The following is an 18,462-nucleotide window of genomic DNA, read 5'->3' on the forward strand; positions in this document are numbered from 1 at the left end:
CCCCACATGCAGAACATCCGCCGCTGATGCGGCCTGTCCTGCATGTGGAGTTTGATGACCATGAGTGTGGAAACTCAAAAAGAGACCCTGGGCTTCCAGACCGAAGTGAAGCAACTGCTTCACCTCATGATTCATTCGCTGTATTCGAACAAGGAAATCTTCCTGCGTGAGCTGATTTCCAACGCTTCGGATGCCGCCGATAAGCTGCGTTTCGAGGCGCTGGCCAAGCCGGAGTTGCTCGAAGGTGGCGCCGAGCTGAAGATCCGCCTTTCCTTCGACAAAGACGCCAAGACCGTCACCCTCGAAGACAACGGCATCGGTATGAGCCGTGAGGAAGTCATCGCCCATCTGGGGACCATCGCCAAGTCTGGCACCGCCGACTTCCTTAAGAACCTTTCCGGCGACCAGAAGAAAGACTCGCACCTGATCGGCCAGTTCGGCGTGGGCTTCTACTCGGCTTTTATCGTGGCTGACCAGGTCGACGTGTTCACCCGCCGCGCCGGTGCAGCGGCCAGTGAAGGCGTGCATTGGTCGAGTAAAGGCGAGGGCGACTTCGAGGTTGCCACCATTGAGAAAGCCGAGCGCGGCACCCGCATCGTTCTGCACCTGAAGAGCGGCGAAGACGAGTTCGCCGACGGTTGGCGCCTGCGCAACATCGTCAAGAAGTACTCGGACCACATCGCCCTGCCGATCGAACTGCCGAAAGAGCACTATGGCGAGGAGAAAGACAAGCCGGCTGAGGTCGAGTGGGAAACCGTCAACCGCGCCAGCGCGCTGTGGACTCGCCCGCGCACCGAGGTGAAGGACGAGGAATACCAGGAGTTCTACAAGCACGTCGGCCATGACTTCGAGAACCCGCTGAGCTGGAGCCACAACAAGGTCGAGGGCAAGCTGGAGTACACCTCGCTGCTCTACGTACCGGGCCGCGCGCCGTTCGACCTGTACCACCGCGAAGCGCCCAAGGGCCTCAAGCTCTACGTGCAGCGCGTGTTCATCATGGATCAGGCAGACCAGTTCCTGCCGCTGTACCTGCGCTTTATCAAGGGCGTGGTCGACTCCAACGACCTGTCGCTGAACGTCTCGCGCGAAATCCTGCAGTCCGGCCCGGTGATCGACTCGATGAAGTCGGCGCTGACCAAGCGTGTGCTGGACATGCTGGAGAAGCTGGCCAAAGACAAGCCGGACGACTACAAGACCTTCTGGAAGGCGTTCGGTCAGGTGCTCAAGGAAGGCCCGGCGGAAGACTTCGCCAACAAGGAGAAGATCGCCAGCCTGCTGCGCTTCGCCTCTACCCATGACGAGTCCGGCGAGCAGAGCGTTGCCTTGGCCGACTACCTCGGCCGCGTCAAGGAAGGTCAGGACAAGATCTACTTCCTCACCGGCGAAACTTACGCGCAGATCAAGAACAGCCCGCACCTGGAAGTGTTCCGCAAGAAGGGTATCGAGGTGCTGCTACTGACCGATCGCATCGACGAGTGGCTGATGAGCTACCTGACCGAGTTCGACGGCAAGCAGTTTGTCGATGTGGCCCGTGGCGATCTGGACCTGGGCAAGCTGGATTCGGAAGAGGACAAGAAGGCCCAGGAGGAAGTGGCCAAGGCCAAGGAAGGGCTGGTCGAGCGCCTCAAGGGCGCGCTGGGCGAGCAGGTGGCCGAGGTGCGCGTGTCGCATCGTCTGACCGATTCGCCGGCGATCCTCGCCATCGGCGAGCAGGACCTGGGCCTGCAGATGCGCCAGATCCTCGAAGCCAGTGGGCAGAAGGTGCCGGAGTCCAAGCCGATTTTCGAGATCAACCCGCAGCACCCGTTGATCGAGAAGCTGGATGGCGAGCCGGACGAGGATCGCTTCGCCGATCTGTCGCACATCCTCTTCGATCAGGCGGCCCTGGCGGCCGGCGACAGCCTGAAGGATCCGGCTGCCTACGTGCAGCGCCTGAACAAGCTGCTGGTCGAGCTGTCTGCCTGATCTGTAGTGTTGTGCAAGAAGCCCGCTTCGGCGGGCTTTTTCATGTGTGTAGCAATAAAAAGGGCGTCCCTTGGGACGCCCTTTTCCGTACTGCGCGGCTTTAGACGATGACGCCCTGGCTGCGCAGGTAGTCGTCATAGCTGCCGCTGAAGTCGGTCACGCCGTTTTCGCTCAGCTCGATGATGCGGGTGGCCAGCGAGGAGACGAACTCGCGGTCGTGGCTGACGAAGATCAACGTGCCCGGGTAGTTTTCCAGTGCCAGGTTGAGCGCTTCGATGGACTCCATGTCCAAGTGGTTGGTCGGCTCGTCCATCACCAGCACATTGGGCTTCTGACAGGCCAGCTTGCCGAACAGCATGCGGCCTTGTTCTCCACCGGAAAGTACCTTGACCGACTTCTGGATCTCATCGGAAGAGAACAGCATGCGGCCCAGGGCGGCACGGATGTTCTGCTCACCGGTGGTCCACTGGCCCATCCACTCGAACAGGGTGTCATCGGCCTCGAAGTCGTGGGCGTGATCCTGGGCGTAGTAGCCCACCTCGGCGCTGTCGGTCCATTTAACGGCGCCGCTGTCTGGCGTCATTTCGCCGACCAGGGTGCGCAGCAGGGTGGTCTTGCCGATGCCGTTGGGGCCGATGATGGCCACACGCTCGCCGGCCTCGATCTGCACGCTGAAGTTCTTGAACAGCACCTTGTCGTCGAAGGCCTTGGAGATTTTCTCCAGGGTTACCGCCTGGCGGTGCAGCTTCTTGTTCTGGTCGAAGCGGATGAACGGGCTGACGCGGCTGGACGGCTTGACCTCTTCCAGCTGGATCTTGTCGATCTGCTTGGCGCGGCTGGTGGCCTGCTTGGCCTTCGAGGCGTTGGCCGAGAAGCGGCTGACGAAGGTCTGCAGTTCGGCGATCTGCGCCTTCTTCTTGGCGTTATCGGCCAGCAGGCGCTCGCGGGCCTGAGTCGAGGCGGTCATGTATTCGTCGTAGTTGCCTGGGAACAGGCGCAGCTCGCCGTAGTCCAGGTCGGCCATGTGTGTGCAGACCGAGTTGAGGAAGTGACGGTCGTGGGAAATGATGATCATGGTGCTGTTGCGCTGCACCAGGATGTTTTCCAGCCAGCGGATGGTGTTGATATCCAGGTGGTTGGTCGGTTCGTCCAGCAGCAGCACTTCTGGGTCGGAGAACAGCGCTTGGGCCAGTAGGACGCGCAGCTTCCAGCCAGGCGCCACTTCGCTCATCGGGCCGAAGTGCTGTTCCAGCGGAATGCCTAAGCCGAGCAGCAGCTCGCCGGCACGGGATTCGGCGGTGTAGCCGTCCATTTCGGCGAACTCGCCCTCCAGTTCACCGACCTTCATGCCGTCCTCTTCGCTCATCTCCGGCAGCGAATAGATGCGGTCGCGTTCGGCCTTGACCTTCCACAGTTCCTCGTGGCCCATGATCACGGTGTCGATCACGCTGAACTCTTCGTAGGCGAACTGATCCTGGCGCAGCTTGCCCAGGCGCACGTTGGGCTCAAGCATTACCTGGCCGGCGGAGGGTTCCAGATCGCCACCGAGGATCTTCATGAACGTCGACTTGCCGCAGCCGTTGGCGCCGATCAGACCGTAGCGATTGCCGTTGTTGAATTTGACGGAGACGTTCTCGAACAGCGGCTTGGCGCCGAACTGCATGGTGATGTTGGCGGTGGAGATCACGGCACGGTCCTGCAAGTAGAGAGGGTGAGGGCGGAGGGCACCCGAAAGGGGGCGCATTGTAGAGGGATTGGCATGGATTCGACAGGGCTGGCGGACGGTTTGCCTGTACTGCGGCGTGCTCTGGCGGCGAGATGGGGCGGTGAGAGGGATTATCTTCTTTAAAATTACGATAATAATTTAATGGTGATGAACACTATCGATGGCGATGATTTTTTAATCAGAAGGCGGGTGGCGATAGTGAAGGCGTGGATTCAGTCACGCAGCTTCAGGAGCCCGAATCATGAAAGCCATCGCCTTTGCCATTTTCTACACCGCTGCCTTGAGCACTTATTTCTCAACCCTGTCATTCGCGGGGCATGCAGAACAGGTTGTGCCGGTACAGCGCGCTCAGCCTGTATTGCTTGACACCGGGGCTTTGCTTCTGGATCGCCAGGCCTGAGGCTGTGTCTGTTTCGGCAGATTGGCCAGCAGCTTCCAGAGAGCAGCGCGGCTGGGATGAGCGAGTGATCCCGGGGAAGAAGCGGCTTGGTTGCGCCGGAGAACTGATTGTTCTGGTGCGGGAATGGCTGGTGTGCAGCTGGCCAGAGGGCATGGAGGCGTAGTGAAGGTCTCTGTGACTGCCCGCAGCCTGTGTGCAGTCGTCGTAAATACTTCGCTTCTGTTCGTGGCTCGGCTATAAGGCTCTCCGGTTTTGCCTGCGCGAGGCGGTCTTGTTCGAACTATCCCTCTATCTCGGCCTGTTCCTGTCGGCATTCGGTGCTGCGAGCCTATTGCCATTGCAATCAGAGGCGGTGCTGGTGGGGCTGCTGCTCCAGGGCGATCAGCCGGTGGCCAGCCTGCTACTGGTTGCCAGCGTTGGCAATGTGCTCGGCTCCGTGCTGAACGCGGCGCTGGGGCGAGGTATCGAACGCTTTCATGGCCGGCGCTGGTTTCCCGTGAGCGATCAGCGGCTGGCATGGGCCAAGACCCGGTATCGTCGTTACGGGCGCTGGACGCTGCTGTTGAGCTGGATGCCAGTCATCGGCGACCCGCTGACCCTGGTGGCAGGCGTGATGCGTGAGCCCTGGTGGAGCTTCCTGCTGCTGGTGACACTGGCCAAGTCCGCGCGTTATCTGGTTCTGGCGGCGCTTACCCTGGCTTGGTTCTGACGGCTTCAGTCTCGATAGAACACCTGGATCAGGTGATAGCCGAACTGGGTCTTTACCGGCCCGTGAACCTCGCGCAGGGCTTTCTTGAAGATCACTTGATCGACTGCGCGGACCATCTGCCCGGGACGAACTTCACCGAGGTCGCCACCTTTCTTGCCAGAGGGGCAGGTGGAGTACTTCCTTGCCAGCACATCGAAGGCTTCGCCGGCGGCGATGCGCTTCTTCAGGGCGACTGCTTCTGCTTCGGTCTTGACCAGAATGTGGCGTGCCATGGCCTTGGGCATGATGGATTCCTCATTTTGCGAGGGCGCTATTGTGCCAGCATTCCATGCGCCATCAGAATGGCGTCATTTTTCAGGCTTATAAGCTCGGTAAAGCTGGCCTACCTTGTTAACTCCACCTCGATGGAAGCGCGCCGATGGACCTCACTCATATGCTGAAAATCCTGGCCAGCCAGGATGGTTCCGACCTCTATCTGTCGACCGGGGCTCCGCCCTGCGCCAAGTTCAATGGCGTGCTCAAGCCGCTCAGCCAGGAGCCGCTCAAGCCGGGTGACGTGGCCGCCATTGCGGCCGGGGTGATGGATGCCGAGCAGCGCGTCGAGTTCGAGAAAGAGCTGGAGATGAACCTGGCCATCTCGGTGCCCAACGTCGGTCGTTTCCGTATCAACATTTTCAAGCAGCGCAACGAGGTCTCCATCGTTGCGCGCAACATCAAGATGGAGATCCCCAAGTTCGAGGATCTCAAGCTGCCTGAAGTGCTGCTCAAAACGGTGATGGAGAAGCGTGGCCTGGTGTTGTTCGTCGGCGGCACCGGCTCGGGCAAGTCGACCTCCCTGGCGGCGTTGATCGACTACCGCAACCGCAACAGCGGCGGGCATATCATCACCATCGAAGACCCGGTGGAATACGTGCACCGGCACAAGAAGTCGATCATCAACCAGCGCGAAGTAGGGGTGGACACCCGTAGCTTCCATGCCGCGCTGAAGAACACCCTGCGCCAGGCGCCGGACGTAATCCTGATCGGCGAGATCCGCGACCGCGAGACCATGGAGCACGCTCTGGCCTTCGCCGATACCGGCCACCTGGCCATTTCCACGCTGCATGCCAACAACGCCAACCAGGCGCTGGACCGCATCATCAACTTCTTTCCCGAGGAGCGCCGCCCGCAGCTGCTCAACGATCTGGGCAACAACCTGCGCGCCTTCGTTTCCCAGCGTCTGGTCAAAACCCTCGACGGCAAGCGCCGCGCCGCCGTGGAGGTGATGCTGGGTACTCCAACGGTGCGTGATCTGATCAAGCGCAACGAGTTCTCCGAGCTGAAAGAAATCATGGAGAAATCGAAGAACCTCGGTATGCAGACCTTTGACCAGGCGCTGATCGATCTGGTGCACGAAGGAGCTATCGATGAAGAAGAGGCCGTGAAGAACGCTGACTCGGCCAACAACGTGCGTCTCAAGCTCAAACTGTACAAGGACAATCCGCCTGCTCAGGCCGCTCCGGCTGCGGTTGCCGCACCGCAGGCAGCGCCTGCAGCCTCACCCGCGAACTGGGCGATGGAGTTGAAACTGGAGGACATCGAGGAGGACGCCCCGCCGGAAGATCCTGGTCGGCCAGGGATCTGACTAGCGGGCCCTGATGTTGTGAGCGCTCAACGCTCGTCGAGCGCGAATGCTGTCAGGCTGAACGTGGGAATGCCCATGTCCTGCAGTTTTCGTGAGCCGCCCAGTTCGGGCAGGTCGATGATGGCGGCAGCCTCGTGCACCTGGGCGCCGAGGCGCTTGATCAGGCGGGCGGCGGCCAGCAGGGTGCCGCCGGTGGCGATCAGGTCATCGAAGATCAGCACGCGGTCGCCTTCGCACAGGCTGTCGGTGTGCACTTCCAGCAGGGCTTCGCCGTACTCGGTCTGGTAGCTCTCGGCAATCACTTCGGCTGGCAGTTTGCCTTGCTTGCGGAACAGGATCAGTGGCTTGTTCAGCTCGTAGGCGATCACCGAGCCGATCAGGAAGCCGCGTGCGTCCATGGCGGCAATATGGCTGAAGTCTGCCTCCACATAGCGCTGGATAAAGCTGTCCGCCACCATGCGCTGAGCCCGGGGAGACTGGAACAGCGGGGTGATATCGCGGAACACCACGCCGGGCTTGGGGAAATCCGGAACAGGACGGATCAACGATTTGATAGTGAATTCATCGAAGATCATCGACGGCTCCTGGCTGAGGTGAATGTGTGTCGTCAGGCTACTCTGGCATGCTACCGCCGGCCAGGGCGCATAGCTCGATGGGGTCGAGAATGTGCACTTCCTTGCCTTCGGCTTCGATCAGGCCGTTCTGCTGAAAACGGGTGAACACCCGTGACACGGTTTCCACCGCCAGGCCCAGGTAATTACCCACCTCATTGCGCGACATGGCCAGGCGGAACTGGTGGGCCGAGAAGCCGCGGGCGCGGAAGCGGGCGGACAGGTTGACCAGGAAGGTGGCGATGCGCTCGTCGGCGGTCTTCTTGGAGAGCAGCAGCATCATCTGCTGGTCGTCGCGAATTTCACGGCTCATCACGCGCATCAGCTGGCGGCGCAGTTGTGGCAGCTGAACGGACAGATCATCCAGGCGTTCGAAGGGAATCTCACAGATCGAAGTGGTTTCCAAGGCTTGGGCGGATACCGGGTAGAGTTCGGTATCGACGCCGGACAGGCCGACCAACTCGCTGGGCAGGTGGAAGCCGGTGATCTGCTCTTCGCCACTGTCGCTCAGGGTGAAGGTCTTCAGGGCGCCTGCCCGCACGGCGAATACCGAGTCGAAGGGATCGCCCTGGCGGAACAGGTATTCGCCCTTTTTCAGTGGGCGACCGCGCTTGACGATGCTGTCCAGGGCATCCATGTCTTCCAGGTTTAGCGACAGCGGCAGGCAGAGTGCGGCCAGACTGCAGTCTTTGCAGTGGGCCTGGTGCGAGCTGTGCAGCTTGATGATTTCTGACATTGGAGATCCCTGAGTGACAATCACGCACAAAATTGAAGGTTAACCCAGGGCTCACGCTCAAGCCAGAGCGACCATGGTGGAAAGGCGCTGACTATTCGCTCAGTTTTTTCCTCGGCCAGCGAGGCCACTCGAGTTGGTTAGGGCGCCCACTGCCGGACGATACCCAGGAAATTGTTAAGAGGGTTCGCGCACTTCGCCAGAGACTGCCGAGAGGGCAGCTGGGTTGCAGGTGCTCGCCGCCGATACCGACACAGGGGCGCAACTCAGCAGGCGAACTGGCGGGTGCTCGGACCGGCGGCCCTGCGGTCATATCACCCGAGAGAAGCGCTGCAGATTCTGCTGCTCCAGGTAATGATCGAACAGCATGCATAGCGAGCGCACCAGCAGGCGTCCGCCAGGACGGACGTCGATGCCCCGTTCGCCAAGATCGATCAGCCCATCGTAGGCCAGCTGTTGCAGTTGCGGCCAGATACCCGCGAAATAGGCGCGAAAATCGATGGTAAAACGCTGCTCTATTTCGCCGAAATCCAGTTCGAATTCGCAGATCAGCGCCTGAATCACGGCTCGTCGAATGCGGTCGTCATCGTTGCAGTGCAGGCCACGGCGCGTGGCCAGCTGGCCATGGGCCAGACTTTGCTGGTAGTCGCTTAAATCACTGCTGTTCTGGCAGTAGAGGTCGCCAACCTGGCTGATGGCGGACACACCGAGGCCGATCAGGTCGCAGTGGCCGTGGGTGGTGTAGCCCTGGAAGTTGCGCTGCAGGGTGCCGTCTTCCTGGGCCATGGCCAGCTCGTCGTCGGGCAGGGCGAAGTGATCCATGCCGATGTAGCGATAGCCGGCGGCGGTTAGCTGCTCGATGCTGTGGTGCAACATCTCCAGTTTCTGCGCAGGGCTGGGCAAGTCGTTTTCGTTGATCCTGCGCTGGGGCATGAAGCGTTCGGGCAGATGGGCGTAGTTGAATACCGACAGGCGATCCGGCTGCAGGGCGATCACTTCATCCACCGTGCGCGCAAAGCGCTCCGGGGTCTGCAGCGGTAGGCCGTAGATCAGGTCGATGTTCACCGAGCGGAACTGCAGGGTATGCGCTGCTTCAACGATGGCGCGGGTCTGCTCCAGCGATTGCAGGCGGTTGATGGCGCGCTGCACGTGCGGATCGAGGTCCTGCACGCCGAGGCTGACGCGGTTGAAGCCCAGCTCGCGGAGCAGGCCCATGGTCGACCAGTCGGCTTCGCGCGGGTCGATCTCGATGCCGTAGTCGCCGCTGTCGTCATCCAGCAGGTTGAAGCTCAGGCGCAGGTGCTCCATCAGCTTGCGCAGTTCATCGTGACTGAGAAAGGTTGGTGTGCCGCCACCGAAATGCAGCTGCTCGACCACCTGGCGCTGGTCCAGGTGGCGGGAGATCAGGGTGATTTCCTGCATCAGTCGCTCCAGATAGGGCTGGGCACGGCCGCGGTCCTTGGTGATGACCTTGTTGCAGGCGCAGTAGTAGCAGATGTTGGCGCAGAAGGGCACGTGCACGTAGAGCGACAGCGGCCGCAGCGCCTTGCGGCTGTCGCGCAGGGCGTGCAGCAGGTCGAAGGAGCCAATTTGCTCGTGAAATTGTACGGCGGTGGGGTAGGAGGTGTAGCGCGGGCCCGGCCGGTCGTGACGGCGGATCAGGTCGGCGTCCCAGTGAATGGCATCGAGCATCGGAAAACCCCTAGAGTGTCAGTGTGGCCAGTCTAGGGAATGGGCCGCGGGCGGCTTTTGATCTGCGTCAGGCTGTCGTGGCTTTGCCGGTAAGGGGCGTCGGGTGGGGCTGAGTACAGCGGCTGAGGCTGCTGGATCAGTGGCCCATCAGCCAATGTTGATGGGGCCCTGGTAGCGTCCAAAGGCCGAAAAGAATCACCAGAAGGCCGCCTGCGATACGCACGCCGCGTTGACGCAACAGGGCGGTTATGCGTTCGGCGGCCATGCCGGTCGCCAGCAGGACCGGCCAGGTGCCGAAGCCGAAGGCCAGCATCAGCGCCGCACTGTCGGCCGGCGAGCCCTGGCTGGAAGCCCATAGCAAGGTGCTGTAGACCAGGCCACAGGGCAGCCAGCCCCAGATGGCGCCGAGCAGCAGTGCACGCGGCAGGCTGCTGACTGGCATCAGGCGACTGGCGACGGGTTGCAGATGGCGCCACAGATGGCGACCGAGGGCCTCGATGCGGGTCAGGCCGCTCCACCAGCCGGCCAGGTACAGGCCCATGGCGATCAGCAGCAGGCCGGCGACCACCCGCAAGATCATGGCTGCCGGGCTGCTGGCCACTGCCCAGCCAGCGATGCCAATCACGAGCCCGGCGGTTGCATAGCTGAGAATGCGACCGAGGTTGTAGGCCAGCAGCAGGCGAAAACGCCGTGCACGCTGCTCGGCTGGAATGGCCAGGGTCAAAGCGCCCATCAGACCACCGCACATGCCCAGGCAATGGCCGCCACCCAGCAGGCCGAGGATCAGCGCGGACAGTAGCTGTGGCAGCAGTTCAGGCACGTGGCTCGTCCTTCGACTCGTCCTGCTGGTCGGCTTCGACGATGCCGGCCTTGTGCTGCGGGTCTTCATCGTCAAACAGGATGCTGTGAGCCGGACCGTCCAGATCGTCGTACTGGCCGCTGTCCACCGCCCAGAAGAATACCCAGATGGCGACGCCGACCAGGGCTACGGCGATGGGGATGAGGATGTAAATGGCGGACATGGCAGCTCCGTTCTACAAGACGAGGGCGCGCATCGCCGACATCAGGCTGGTACGCGGGCCAGGCGCAGGGCGTTCAGCACCACCAGCAGCGAACTGACCGACATGCCGACCGCCGCCCACAGCGGGGTTATCCAGCCGATGGCGGCGAACGGCAGCACCAGGCCATTGTACAGAGTCGCCCAGCTCAGGTTCTCGACGATGATGCGCCGTGTGCGTCGGGCCAAAGTGAAGGCCTGTACCAGGCTGCTCAGGCGATTCGACAGCAATACCGCATCGGCGCTGGTCTTGGCCAGGTCGGTGGCACTGCCCATGGCCACGCTGATATCGGCCCCGGCCAGCACCGGCACATCGTTGACCCCGTCACCCAGCATCAGCACTCGATGGCCACGTTCGTGCAGGTCCTTGAGCACGGCCAGCTTGGCGTCCGGAGTCAGTCCGCCGCGGGCATCGGCGATGCCGAGCTGGCGGGCGACTTCGCCCACCATTGGCGAGCTGTCCCCGGAGAGCAGGATGATGTCCCAGCCCTGCGCGCGACAGGCTGCGATCAGCTCCGGTGCATCGTCACGCAGTCGGTCGTTGAGGACGAACCAGGCCAGTGGGCCGCGCTCATCGCCCAGCAGCAACCACTGGCCGCGCTCACCGGGAATTGTCGGCGCCGCACGGCCAGCCAGCCCTGCCACGTAGCCCGGTTGGCCGATACGCAGACGTCGACCTTCCACCACACCTTCCAACCCTTGGCCCGGTTCGCTGGCCAGCTGTTCGGCACCGCGGTTGCTGTGGCCGAAGGCGCGGGCAATGGGGTGCTCGGAGCCGTGCTCCAGCGCAGCGGCCAGGGCCAGGCAGCTATCGGCGTCCAGCTCGCGCAGGGGCTCGATGCGTTCCAGGGTCAGGCGGCCTTCGCTCAGGGTGCCGGTCTTGTCGAAGATCACCGTATCGATCTGCTTCAGCCCCTCCAGTACGTGGCCGCGCGTCAGCAGCAGGCCGAGCTTGTGCAGGCTGCCGGTAGCGGTGGTCAGCGCCGTCGGTGTCGCCAACGACAGGGCGCAGGGGCAGGTGGCGACCAGAAGGGCGAGAACGATCCAGAACGCTCGCTCGTGGTCGATCTGCCACCAGACCAGGCCGATTACCGCGGCGAAAGCCAGGACGATCAGCAGGAACCACTGCGCCACGCGATCCGCCAGCTCGGCCATTCGCGGTTTGTCGGCCTGGGCGCGCTCCAGCAGGCGGACGATGGCGGAAAGGCGGGTGTCGTTGCCCAGGGCCTGGATCTCGATGGTCAGCGGGCCTTCTACGTTGAGGGTGCCGGCTGTCACGGTGTCGCCCTCGCCACGGGGCAGTGGCAGGTATTCGCCGGTCAGCAGCGATTCGTCGACGCTGGACTGGCCTGCAACGATGCGGCCGTCTGCCGGCAGCTGCGCGCCCGGCGGTACCAGCACTCGGTCACCGACCGCCAGCTCGCGCAGCAGCACACGCTGGCTCTGGCCGCTGGTGTCCAGGCGCAGGCAGGAGGGTGGCAGCAGGCTGACCAGCTGCGCGGTGGCCGCAGCGGTACGTTCGCGGGCGCGGCGCTCCAGATAGCGGCCGGCGAGCAGGAACAGGGCAAACATGCCGACCGCATCGAAATACAACTCGCCATCGCCGGTGACGGTGGACCAGATGCCGGCCACGTAGGCCCCGCCAATGGCCAGCGACACCGACACGTCCATGGTCAGGTGGCGGGTGCGCAGATCGCGCAGGGCGCCGCGGAAGAACTGGCCGCAGCAGTAGAAAACGATTGGCGTGGTGAGGAACAGGCTGGTCCAGCGCAGGATCATGTCCAGCTCGGGCGAGAGGTCGACGTTGACCTCCGGCCAGGTGGCCATGGTCGCCATCATCACCTGCAGCCACAGCAGACCGGCGACGCCGATCTGACGCATCGACCGGCGGTTCTCCTCGGTCAGACGTGCGCTGGCCTCGTCTTCCTGCCAGGGGTGGCCGGCGTAACCGATGCGACGCAATTCGGCAAGCAGCTGACTGAGCGGGAGCTGGCTGTCGGCCCAGCGCACCTGCAGGCGCTGGTTGGACAGATTGAGATTGGCTTCCGCCACGCCCGGCAACGCGCGCAGGTGTTTCTCGATCAGCCAGCCGCAGGCGGCACAGCTGATGCCTTCGATCAGCAGGCGGGTTTCACTCAGCTCTCCTTGATGCTGGACGAAATCCTGCTGCACCTCGTCGCGGTCATACAGTGCCAGTTCGTCCGGCAGCGCCTTGGGCAGCGCCTGGGGATTGATCGCGTTATCACTGCGCTGGCGGTAGTAAGCGTCCAGGCCACCGGCGACGATGGCTTCCGCCACCGCCTGGCAGCCTGGGCAGCAGAAGGCCCGAGGCGCACCGAGTACCTGGGCTTCGAAGCGGCTGTCGGCAGGTACCGGCAAACCGCAGTGGTAGCAGGGAAGGGGGCTGCTCATGCGTGCAGATGCTTACTCGCCGAGATGGAAGCGCTGGCCGCTAGCCAGTTGCTTCTCCTCAAACAGGCGCCAGTCCTTGCCACCTTCCTGGCCGATCAGCTCGACAAATCGGCGGCCCTCGACGGCGTCCAGCAGATTGCCGGTGTAGCTGCCGTCTGCCTGGGCTTGCAGCACCACACGGCGGTCGCGTTCGGGCTGGGTCGGCGATATGAAGTTGAGTACCAGTTGCGGCGGATTGCTGTAGCCCTGCAGTTGCAGGGCGACGGTGCCTCGCTCGTTGTCCAGCGTGAAGTCGGCCATGAGCTTGAGTCGCTCGGCCAGCTCTTCACGCTCAAGCGAGGTATTGATGCCTTTGCCGACATCGTAATAGTTGTCTGACAGCAACCCCGGCGGGTTCTTGGTGGCAATCACCAGCATGCTGGTGCCAAGCACCACGGAAAGACCGAGGATGCCAAGAATGAACCAGGGCCAGACTTCTTTGTACCAGGGGTTGGCCGGAGGCTGTTGCGACGACATGGGATAACCTTGTTCAGCGCACGCTCGGGCCGATGAATCGGCTGTCGGCGTCGCTCTCGATGGATGGATCTTCCAGGGCCTTGACCCGGAACATGATTTCGTTGGCGCTGGAAGGCAGTTTCTCCGGCTCGATGGACAGTTCCACCGGGATCGACAGCACTTCGCCGGCCATTGCCTTGATCTCGCGCTTGCCTTCGTACTCGAGGCCGTCGATGCCTTCGACGGAGATCACGTAGGTCAGGTCGCGCTGGGCCTTGTTCATCAGCTTCACGGTGTAGACGTTCTCGACGTGGCCCAGCTCGTTTTCACGGTAGAGCACGCGGTCCTTGAGCACGTCGACCTCCACCAGCGAGCGGCTGGCGATGGCCCAGATGAAGAGCGAGATCATCGCCACCAGGGCGACGGCGTAGCCTATCAGGCGTGGGCGCAACAGGTGGGTCTTCTGCCCGGAAAGATTGTGTTCGGTTGTGTAGCTGATCAGGCCCTTGGGATAGCCCATCTTGTCCATGATGCTGTCGCAGGCGTCGATGCAGGCTGCGCAACCGATACATTCGATCTGCAGGCCATCACGGATGTCGATGCCGGTAGGGCAGACTTGGACGCACATGGTGCAGTCGATGCAGTCGCCGAGGCCCTGGGCCTTGTAGTCGACGGTCTTCTTGCGCGGGCCACGGTTTTCGCCACGCCGTGGGTCGTAGGAGACGATCAGCGTGTCGCGGTCGAACATCACGCTTTGGAAGCGTGCGTAGGGGCACATGTAGATGCACACCTGTTCGCGTAGCCAGCCGGCGTTGCCGTAGGTAGCGAGGGTGAAGAAACCGACCCAGAAATAGGCCCAGCCATCGGCATCGCCGGTCAACAGGTTGGGAATCAGCTCGCGGATCGGCGAGAAATAGCCGACGAAAGTCAGACCGGTAACCAGGCCAATGAGAATCCACAGGCTGTGCTTGGCGGCCTTGCGGGCGAACTTGTTTGCGCTCATCGGGGCCTTGTCCAGCTTCATGCGCTGGTTGCGATCACCCTCGGTGACCTTTTCACACCACATGAAGATCCAGGTCCACACGCTCTGCGGGCAGGTATAGCCGCACCAGACGCGGCCGGCGAACACGGTGATGAAGAACAGGCCGAAGGCGGCGATGATCAGCAGCGCCGAGAGCAGGATGAAATCCTGCGGCCAGAAGGTGGCGCCGAAGATAAAGAATTTGCGTTCCGGCAGGTTCCACCAGACGGCCTGGCGGTCGTTCCAGTTGAGCCAGACGGTACCGAAGTAGAGGAGGAACAGCAGGGCACCGCCACCGAGGCGCAGATTGCGAAACAGGCCGGTGAAGGCGCGGGTGTAGATTTTTTCGCGGCTGGCGTAAAGGTCGAAGCTTTCGCTGCCTTTGGCCGGAGGCGGGGTGACGTTTCGGACGGGGATCTGTTCGCTCATCAGGGTCGTACCACGGCTTGGGTGAGTGCTCCCTCGATACTTGCCGAAGGAGTCAGAATTTCACGGCACTATGGTACGCCTGATCGAGCGTCGCCCGGGTGCGACCGGCGGTCGCGTCCGGGCGGATGCAGCATTTACTCGGCGCTGGCCTCGACGGTGTTGCCATGCGACAGGCTGTACACGTAGGCGGTGAGCAGGTGAACCTTGTCTTCGCTACCTACGTACGGCAGCTGTGCCGGCATGTTGCCGCTGCGGCCGTAACGGATGCTCTGCTGCAGCTGAGCGTAGCTGCTGCCGTAAATGAAGGCGCTCGGGTTGGTCAGGTTTGGTGCGCCCATGCTCGGGGTGCCCTTGCCGTCCGCACCGTGGCAGGCGAAGCAGGTGGTGGAGAAGACCTGCTTGCCGGCTTCGATATCGGCAGTCACGCCTTCCGGCAGCTTACGGCCACCCAGTTCGGTGAGCACGTAGGCGGCAACATTGCGCACGCCGTCTTCGCCGATGGCTGGACCTTGCGGCGGCATCATGCCGTGGCGACCATTGATGATGGTCTGCTTGATGTCGGCCGGCGAGCCGCCCCAGCGCCACTCGTTATCGGTCAGGTTGGGGAAGCCGTAGGCGCCCTTGGCGTCGGAGCCGTGGCATACCGAGCAGTTGGAGGCGAACAGACGGCCACCCATTTTCAGAGCTTGCTCGTCTTTGGCCACTTCCTCGATCGGCAGTTGGGCGTATTTGGCATAGATAGGCGCGTACTGTTTGTCGGCGCGAACCATTTCCTTTTCCCACTGGTGCACGCCGGTCCAGCCACGCTCGCCGCTGGCGAAAGGCTTGCCGTCACCGGCTTCGTTGTAGCCCGGCAGCAGACCTTTCCAGTTGCCCAGGCCCGGGTAAAGGACCAGGTAGCCGAGGGCGAAGACGATGGTGGCCACGAACAGCATGAACCACCACTTTGGCAGTGGATTGTCGAACTCCTCGATGCCATCGAAGGAGTGGCCGACGGTGTCTTCGGTGGTATCAGAGCGCTGGCCCTTGCGAATGCCGAAGAGCAGCGCGGTAAGAGCCACGATGGTGCCGAGGCTCAGTACGCTGATGTAGATACTCCAGAACAGAGTCATTCTTTATTGCTCCCAGAATCTTGCTCGTCACGCTTGCTGGCCGGGACGTCGTCGGCGAAGGGCAGGTTGGCTGCCTCGTCGAAGCTGCTCTTGCGCTTGCTGTTGTAGGCCCAGAGCACCACGCCGATGAAGGCGACGAAGACTATGACCGTACCGATGCCGCGAATCGTCCCAATATCCATCATGCGTTACCGTTTGTTCTTGATAGCGGTGCCCAGGCCTTGCAGGTAGGCGACCATGGCGTCCATCTCGGTCTTGCCCTTGACGGCTTCGCGAGCACCGGCGATGTCTTCGTCGGTATAGGGAACGCCAAGGCTACGCAGGGCTTCCATCTTGGCAGCGGTGTGCTTGCCGTCGAGCTTGTTTTCTACGAGCCACGGGTAGGCCGGCATCTTCGATTCCGGAACTACGTTGCGCGGGTTGTACAGGTGGGCGCGGTGCCAGTCGTCCGAGTAGCGGCCACCGACGCGGGCCAGATCGGGGCCGGTACGCTTGGAACCCCACAGGAAGGGGTGATCCCAGACGCTTTCGCCGGCGACGGAGTAGTGACCGTAGCGCTCGGTTTCGGCACGGAACGGACGGATCATCTGCGAGTGACAGCCAACACAGCCTTCGCGGATGTAGATGTCACGCCCTTCCAGCTCCAGCGCGGTGCGCGGCTTCATGCCTTCCACCGGGGTATTGGTGACGTCCTGGAAGAACAGCGGAACGATCTGGGTCAGACCGCCGATGCTCACGGCGATCACCATGAACAGGGCCAGCAGGCCGATGTTCTTTTCGAAAATTTCGTGTTTGCTACCGGCCATCAGTGAGCCACCTCAGCAGGAATCAGGGCAGCGGCGTCGTACTTGCTCTTGTCTGCGGCACGCACGGTACGCCAGGTGTTGTAAGCCATCAGCAGCATGCCGGTGACGAAGAAGGCACCGCCGATCATGCGCACCAGGTAACCCAGGTGGCTGGCCTCCAGGGCTTCGACGAAGGAGTAGGTGAGGGTGCCGTCTTCGTTGACTGCACGCCACATCAGACCCTGGGTGATGCCGTTGACCCACATCGAGGCGATGTACAGCACGGTGCCGATGGTCGCCAGCCAGAAGTGGGCGTTGATCAGGCCGATGCTGTGCATCTGCTCGCGACCGAACACCTTCGGGATCAGGTGATACAGCGAGCCGATGGAGATCATCGCCACCCAGCCGAGAGCACCGGCATGGACGTGGCCGATGGTCCAGTCGGTGTAGTGGGACAGGGCGTTGACGGTCTTGATGGCCATCATCGGGCCTTCGAAGGTGGACATGCCATAGAAGGCCAGGGATACCACCAGGAAACGCAGGATCGGGTCGGTGCGCAGCTTATGCCAGGCGCCGGACAGGCTCATCATGCCGTTGATCATGCCGCCCCAGCTCGGAGCCAGCAGGATGACCGACATGGCCATGCCGAGGGACTGGGTCCAGTCCGGCAGGGCGGTGTAGTGCAGGTGGTGCGGGCCGGCCCAGATGTAGAGGGTGATCAGCGCCCAGAAGTGCACGATGGACAGGCGATAGGAGTAGATCGGACGCTCGGCCTGCTTGGGTACGAAGTAGTACATCATGCCCAGGAAGCCGGTGGTCAGGAAGAAGCCCACGGCGTTGTGGCCGTACCACCACTGGATCATCGCGTCAGTAGCGCCGGCGTACACCGAGTAGGACTTGAACAGGGTGACCGGCATTTCCATGCTGTTGACGATGTGCAGCATGGCGGTCACTACGATGAAGGCGCCGAAGAACCAGTTGCCCACATAGATGTGCTTGGTCTTGCGCTTCATGATGGTGCCGAAGAACACCGCCAGGTAGGTGATCCACACCAGGCCCAGCAGGATGTCGATCGGCCACTCCAGCTCGGCGTACTCCTTGGAGGAGGTGTAGCCCAGCGGCAGCGTGATGACAGCCAGCACGATCACGGCTTGCCAACCCCAGAAGGTGAAGGCGGCCAGACTGTCGGAGATCAGGCGGGCCTGACAGGTGCGCTGGACCACGTAGTAGGACGTGGCGAACAGGGCGCAACCGCCGAAGGCGAAGATCACCGCGTTGGTGTGCAGGGGACGCAGACGGCCGAAGCTGGTCCACGGCAGGTTCAGGTTGAGTTCTGGCCACACGAGCTGTGCGGCGATGAACACACCGAGACCCATCCCTATGACCCCCCAGATTACCGTCATAACGGCGAACTGGCGGACCACCTTATAGTTATAAGCAGTCTGACTGATTGCTGTGCTCATGCTAGGGGTACCACGGTTAATGGAGTTTTTTAGGGGTAAAAATCGGCGGCAAGTATGGAGAAATGAGGTACCCATTGCAACGCCGGATGCCTGTACGATCAAGGTTTTAGCGGCTTTGGCAGCGCCCTGACCTTGCCCTTTTCTGGCTCTCTTGCACTTCGGGTAAACCTGCTCCAAGGGAGGGAACACCTAGGGGTTGTTACCAAGTGCGACCGTTGACCAGCTTAG

Annotated in this window: 18 protein-coding genes; 4 read left to right on the forward strand and 14 right to left on the reverse strand. The window is 62.1% G+C overall.

The annotated features are described in order from the left end of the window. Window positions 1-60 precede the first annotated feature (60 nt). The gene (gene htpG, locus ACF8C6_RS06745; RefSeq protein WP_392498562.1) at window positions 61-1,965 is read left to right on the forward strand and encodes a molecular chaperone HtpG; all 1,905 of its coding nucleotides are present in this window, start codon (window positions 61-63) and stop codon (window positions 1,963-1,965) included. A gap of 100 nt (window positions 1,966-2,065) precedes the next feature. Here the strand turns inward: htpG and ACF8C6_RS06750 are convergent, their stop codons facing one another. Beyond that, on the reverse strand, window positions 2,066-3,652 hold the full coding sequence (locus tag ACF8C6_RS06750) for an ABC-F family ATPase (RefSeq protein ID WP_392498563.1): 1,587 nt from the start codon (window positions 3,650-3,652) through the stop codon (window positions 2,066-2,068). 280 nt (window positions 3,653-3,932) lie between these two features. Between ACF8C6_RS06750 and ACF8C6_RS06755 the strand changes: the two genes are divergently transcribed. Together ACF8C6_RS06755 and ACF8C6_RS06760 are read left to right on the forward strand one after the other, a co-directional pair. Beyond that, window positions 3,933-4,091 (forward strand): hypothetical protein, encoded by a 159-nt coding sequence (locus tag ACF8C6_RS06755; RefSeq protein WP_392498564.1) that lies wholly within the window; start codon window positions 3,933-3,935, stop codon window positions 4,089-4,091. 271 nt (window positions 4,092-4,362) lie between these two features. Beyond that, on the forward strand, window positions 4,363-4,800 hold the full coding sequence (locus ACF8C6_RS06760) for a YqaA family protein (RefSeq protein ID WP_392498565.1): 438 nt from the start codon (window positions 4,363-4,365) through the stop codon (window positions 4,798-4,800). A gap of 5 nt (window positions 4,801-4,805) precedes the next feature. Here the strand turns inward: ACF8C6_RS06760 and ACF8C6_RS06765 are convergent, their stop codons facing one another. After that, the gene (locus ACF8C6_RS06765; protein WP_392498566.1) at window positions 4,806-5,084 is read right to left on the reverse strand and encodes a peptidylprolyl isomerase; all 279 of its coding nucleotides are present in this window, start codon (window positions 5,082-5,084) and stop codon (window positions 4,806-4,808) included. Between the two features lie 134 nt (window positions 5,085-5,218). Between ACF8C6_RS06765 and ACF8C6_RS06770 the strand changes: the two genes are divergently transcribed. After that, a complete protein-coding gene (locus ACF8C6_RS06770) occupies window positions 5,219-6,424 on the forward strand; it encodes a PilT/PilU family type 4a pilus ATPase (protein ID WP_392498567.1) in 1,206 nt (401 codons plus the stop codon). A 26-nt stretch (window positions 6,425-6,450) separates the two neighbouring features. Here the strand turns inward: ACF8C6_RS06770 and ACF8C6_RS06775 are convergent, their stop codons facing one another. The 12 genes from ACF8C6_RS06775 to ccoN all read right to left on the reverse strand — a co-directional run bounded on the left by ACF8C6_RS06775 (window position 6,451) and on the right by ccoN (window position 18,234). After that, window positions 6,451-6,999 carry an adenine phosphoribosyltransferase gene (locus ACF8C6_RS06775; RefSeq protein ID WP_277688772.1) on the reverse strand — a complete coding sequence of 183 codons (549 nt, stop codon included), beginning with the start codon at window positions 6,997-6,999 and terminating at the stop codon, window positions 6,451-6,453. 37 nt (window positions 7,000-7,036) lie between these two features. After that, window positions 7,037-7,771, reverse strand: a complete 735-nt coding sequence (fnr, locus tag ACF8C6_RS06780; RefSeq protein WP_392498568.1) for a fumarate/nitrate reduction transcriptional regulator Fnr — start codon at window positions 7,769-7,771, stop codon at window positions 7,037-7,039. Between the two features lie 306 nt (window positions 7,772-8,077). Further along, a complete protein-coding gene (gene hemN / locus ACF8C6_RS06785) occupies window positions 8,078-9,460 on the reverse strand; it encodes an oxygen-independent coproporphyrinogen III oxidase (RefSeq protein ID WP_392498569.1) in 1,383 nt (460 codons plus the stop codon). A gap of 136 nt (window positions 9,461-9,596) precedes the next feature. After that, entirely contained in the window at window positions 9,597-10,280 is a 684-nt protein-coding gene (locus ACF8C6_RS06790; protein ID WP_392498570.1) for a sulfite exporter TauE/SafE family protein, read from the reverse strand. Then, window positions 10,273-10,482, reverse strand: coding sequence for a cbb3-type cytochrome oxidase assembly protein CcoS (ccoS, locus tag ACF8C6_RS06795; protein ID WP_392498571.1), 210 nt, complete (start codon window positions 10,480-10,482; stop codon window positions 10,273-10,275). Before ccoS ends, ACF8C6_RS06790 begins: the two co-directional genes overlap by 8 nt. Window positions 10,483-10,523: 41 nt before the next feature. After that, complete coding sequence (locus tag ACF8C6_RS06800) at window positions 10,524-12,929, reverse strand: heavy metal translocating P-type ATPase (protein WP_392498572.1); 2,406 nt, start codon at window positions 12,927-12,929, stop codon at window positions 10,524-10,526. 12 nt (window positions 12,930-12,941) lie between these two features. Then, entirely contained in the window at window positions 12,942-13,445 is a 504-nt protein-coding gene (locus tag ACF8C6_RS06805) for a FixH family protein (RefSeq protein ID WP_392498573.1), read from the reverse strand. Between the two features lie 13 nt (window positions 13,446-13,458). Then, entirely contained in the window at window positions 13,459-14,874 is a 1,416-nt protein-coding gene (ccoG, locus tag ACF8C6_RS06810; protein WP_392498574.1) for a cytochrome c oxidase accessory protein CcoG, read from the reverse strand. Window positions 14,875-15,008: 134 nt separating this feature from the next. Further along, window positions 15,009-15,986, reverse strand: coding sequence for a cytochrome-c oxidase, cbb3-type subunit III (gene ccoP, locus ACF8C6_RS06815; RefSeq protein ID WP_392498575.1), 978 nt, complete (start codon window positions 15,984-15,986; stop codon window positions 15,009-15,011). Beyond that, a complete protein-coding gene (locus ACF8C6_RS06820) occupies window positions 15,983-16,168 on the reverse strand; it encodes a cbb3-type cytochrome c oxidase subunit 3 (protein WP_277688763.1) in 186 nt (61 codons plus the stop codon). The genes ccoP and ACF8C6_RS06820 overlap by 4 nt, the downstream gene beginning before the upstream one ends. Before the next feature lie 6 nt (window positions 16,169-16,174). After that, a complete protein-coding gene (ccoO, locus tag ACF8C6_RS06825) occupies window positions 16,175-16,792 on the reverse strand; it encodes a cytochrome-c oxidase, cbb3-type subunit II (RefSeq protein ID WP_277688762.1) in 618 nt (205 codons plus the stop codon). After that, entirely contained in the window at window positions 16,792-18,234 is a 1,443-nt protein-coding gene (gene ccoN / locus ACF8C6_RS06830) for a cytochrome-c oxidase, cbb3-type subunit I (RefSeq protein ID WP_392498576.1), read from the reverse strand. Before ccoN ends, ccoO begins: the two co-directional genes overlap by 1 nt. Window positions 18,235-18,462: the final 228 nt, after the last annotated feature.

It is taken from the genome of Pseudomonas sp. zbq_18 (genome assembly GCF_043102245.1).
Taxonomy (GTDB): Bacteria; Pseudomonadota; Gammaproteobacteria; order Pseudomonadales; family Pseudomonadaceae; genus Aquipseudomonas.

What these genes read in the sequence shown, in the direction of transcription:
- ACF8C6_RS06820 (WP_277688763.1), bottom strand. Translation starts at nt 16,168, where the DNA reads ATGGATATTGGGACGATTCGCGGCATCGGTACGGTCATAGTCTTCGTC.
- ccoG (WP_392498574.1), bottom strand. Translation starts at nt 14,874, where the DNA reads ATGAGCGAACAGATCCCCGTCCGAAACGTCACCCCGCCTCCGGCCAAA.
- ACF8C6_RS06805 (WP_392498573.1), bottom strand. Translation starts at nt 13,445, where the DNA reads ATGTCGTCGCAACAGCCTCCGGCCAACCCCTGGTACAAAGAAGTCTGG.
- ccoS (WP_392498571.1), bottom strand. Translation starts at nt 10,482, where the DNA reads ATGTCCGCCATTTACATCCTCATCCCCATCGCCGTAGCCCTGGTCGGC.
- ccoN (WP_392498576.1), bottom strand. Translation starts at nt 18,234, where the DNA reads ATGAGCACAGCAATCAGTCAGACTGCTTATAACTATAAGGTGGTCCGC.
- ACF8C6_RS06755 (WP_392498564.1), top strand. Translation starts at nt 3,933, where the DNA reads ATGAAAGCCATCGCCTTTGCCATTTTCTACACCGCTGCCTTGAGCACT.
- ACF8C6_RS06770 (WP_392498567.1), top strand. Translation starts at nt 5,219, where the DNA reads ATGGACCTCACTCATATGCTGAAAATCCTGGCCAGCCAGGATGGTTCC.
- ACF8C6_RS06775 (WP_277688772.1), bottom strand. Translation starts at nt 6,999, where the DNA reads ATGATCTTCGATGAATTCACTATCAAATCGTTGATCCGTCCTGTTCCG.
- ACF8C6_RS06765 (WP_392498566.1), bottom strand. Translation starts at nt 5,084, where the DNA reads ATGCCCAAGGCCATGGCACGCCACATTCTGGTCAAGACCGAAGCAGAA.
- ACF8C6_RS06800 (WP_392498572.1), bottom strand. Translation starts at nt 12,929, where the DNA reads ATGAGCAGCCCCCTTCCCTGCTACCACTGCGGTTTGCCGGTACCTGCC.
- hemN (WP_392498569.1), bottom strand. Translation starts at nt 9,460, where the DNA reads ATGCTCGATGCCATTCACTGGGACGCCGACCTGATCCGCCGTCACGAC.
- htpG (WP_392498562.1), top strand. Translation starts at nt 61, where the DNA reads ATGAGTGTGGAAACTCAAAAAGAGACCCTGGGCTTCCAGACCGAAGTG.
- ccoO (WP_277688762.1), bottom strand. Translation starts at nt 16,792, where the DNA reads ATGGCCGGTAGCAAACACGAAATTTTCGAAAAGAACATCGGCCTGCTG.
- fnr (WP_392498568.1), bottom strand. Translation starts at nt 7,771, where the DNA reads ATGTCAGAAATCATCAAGCTGCACAGCTCGCACCAGGCCCACTGCAAA.
- ccoP (WP_392498575.1), bottom strand. Translation starts at nt 15,986, where the DNA reads ATGACTCTGTTCTGGAGTATCTACATCAGCGTACTGAGCCTCGGCACC.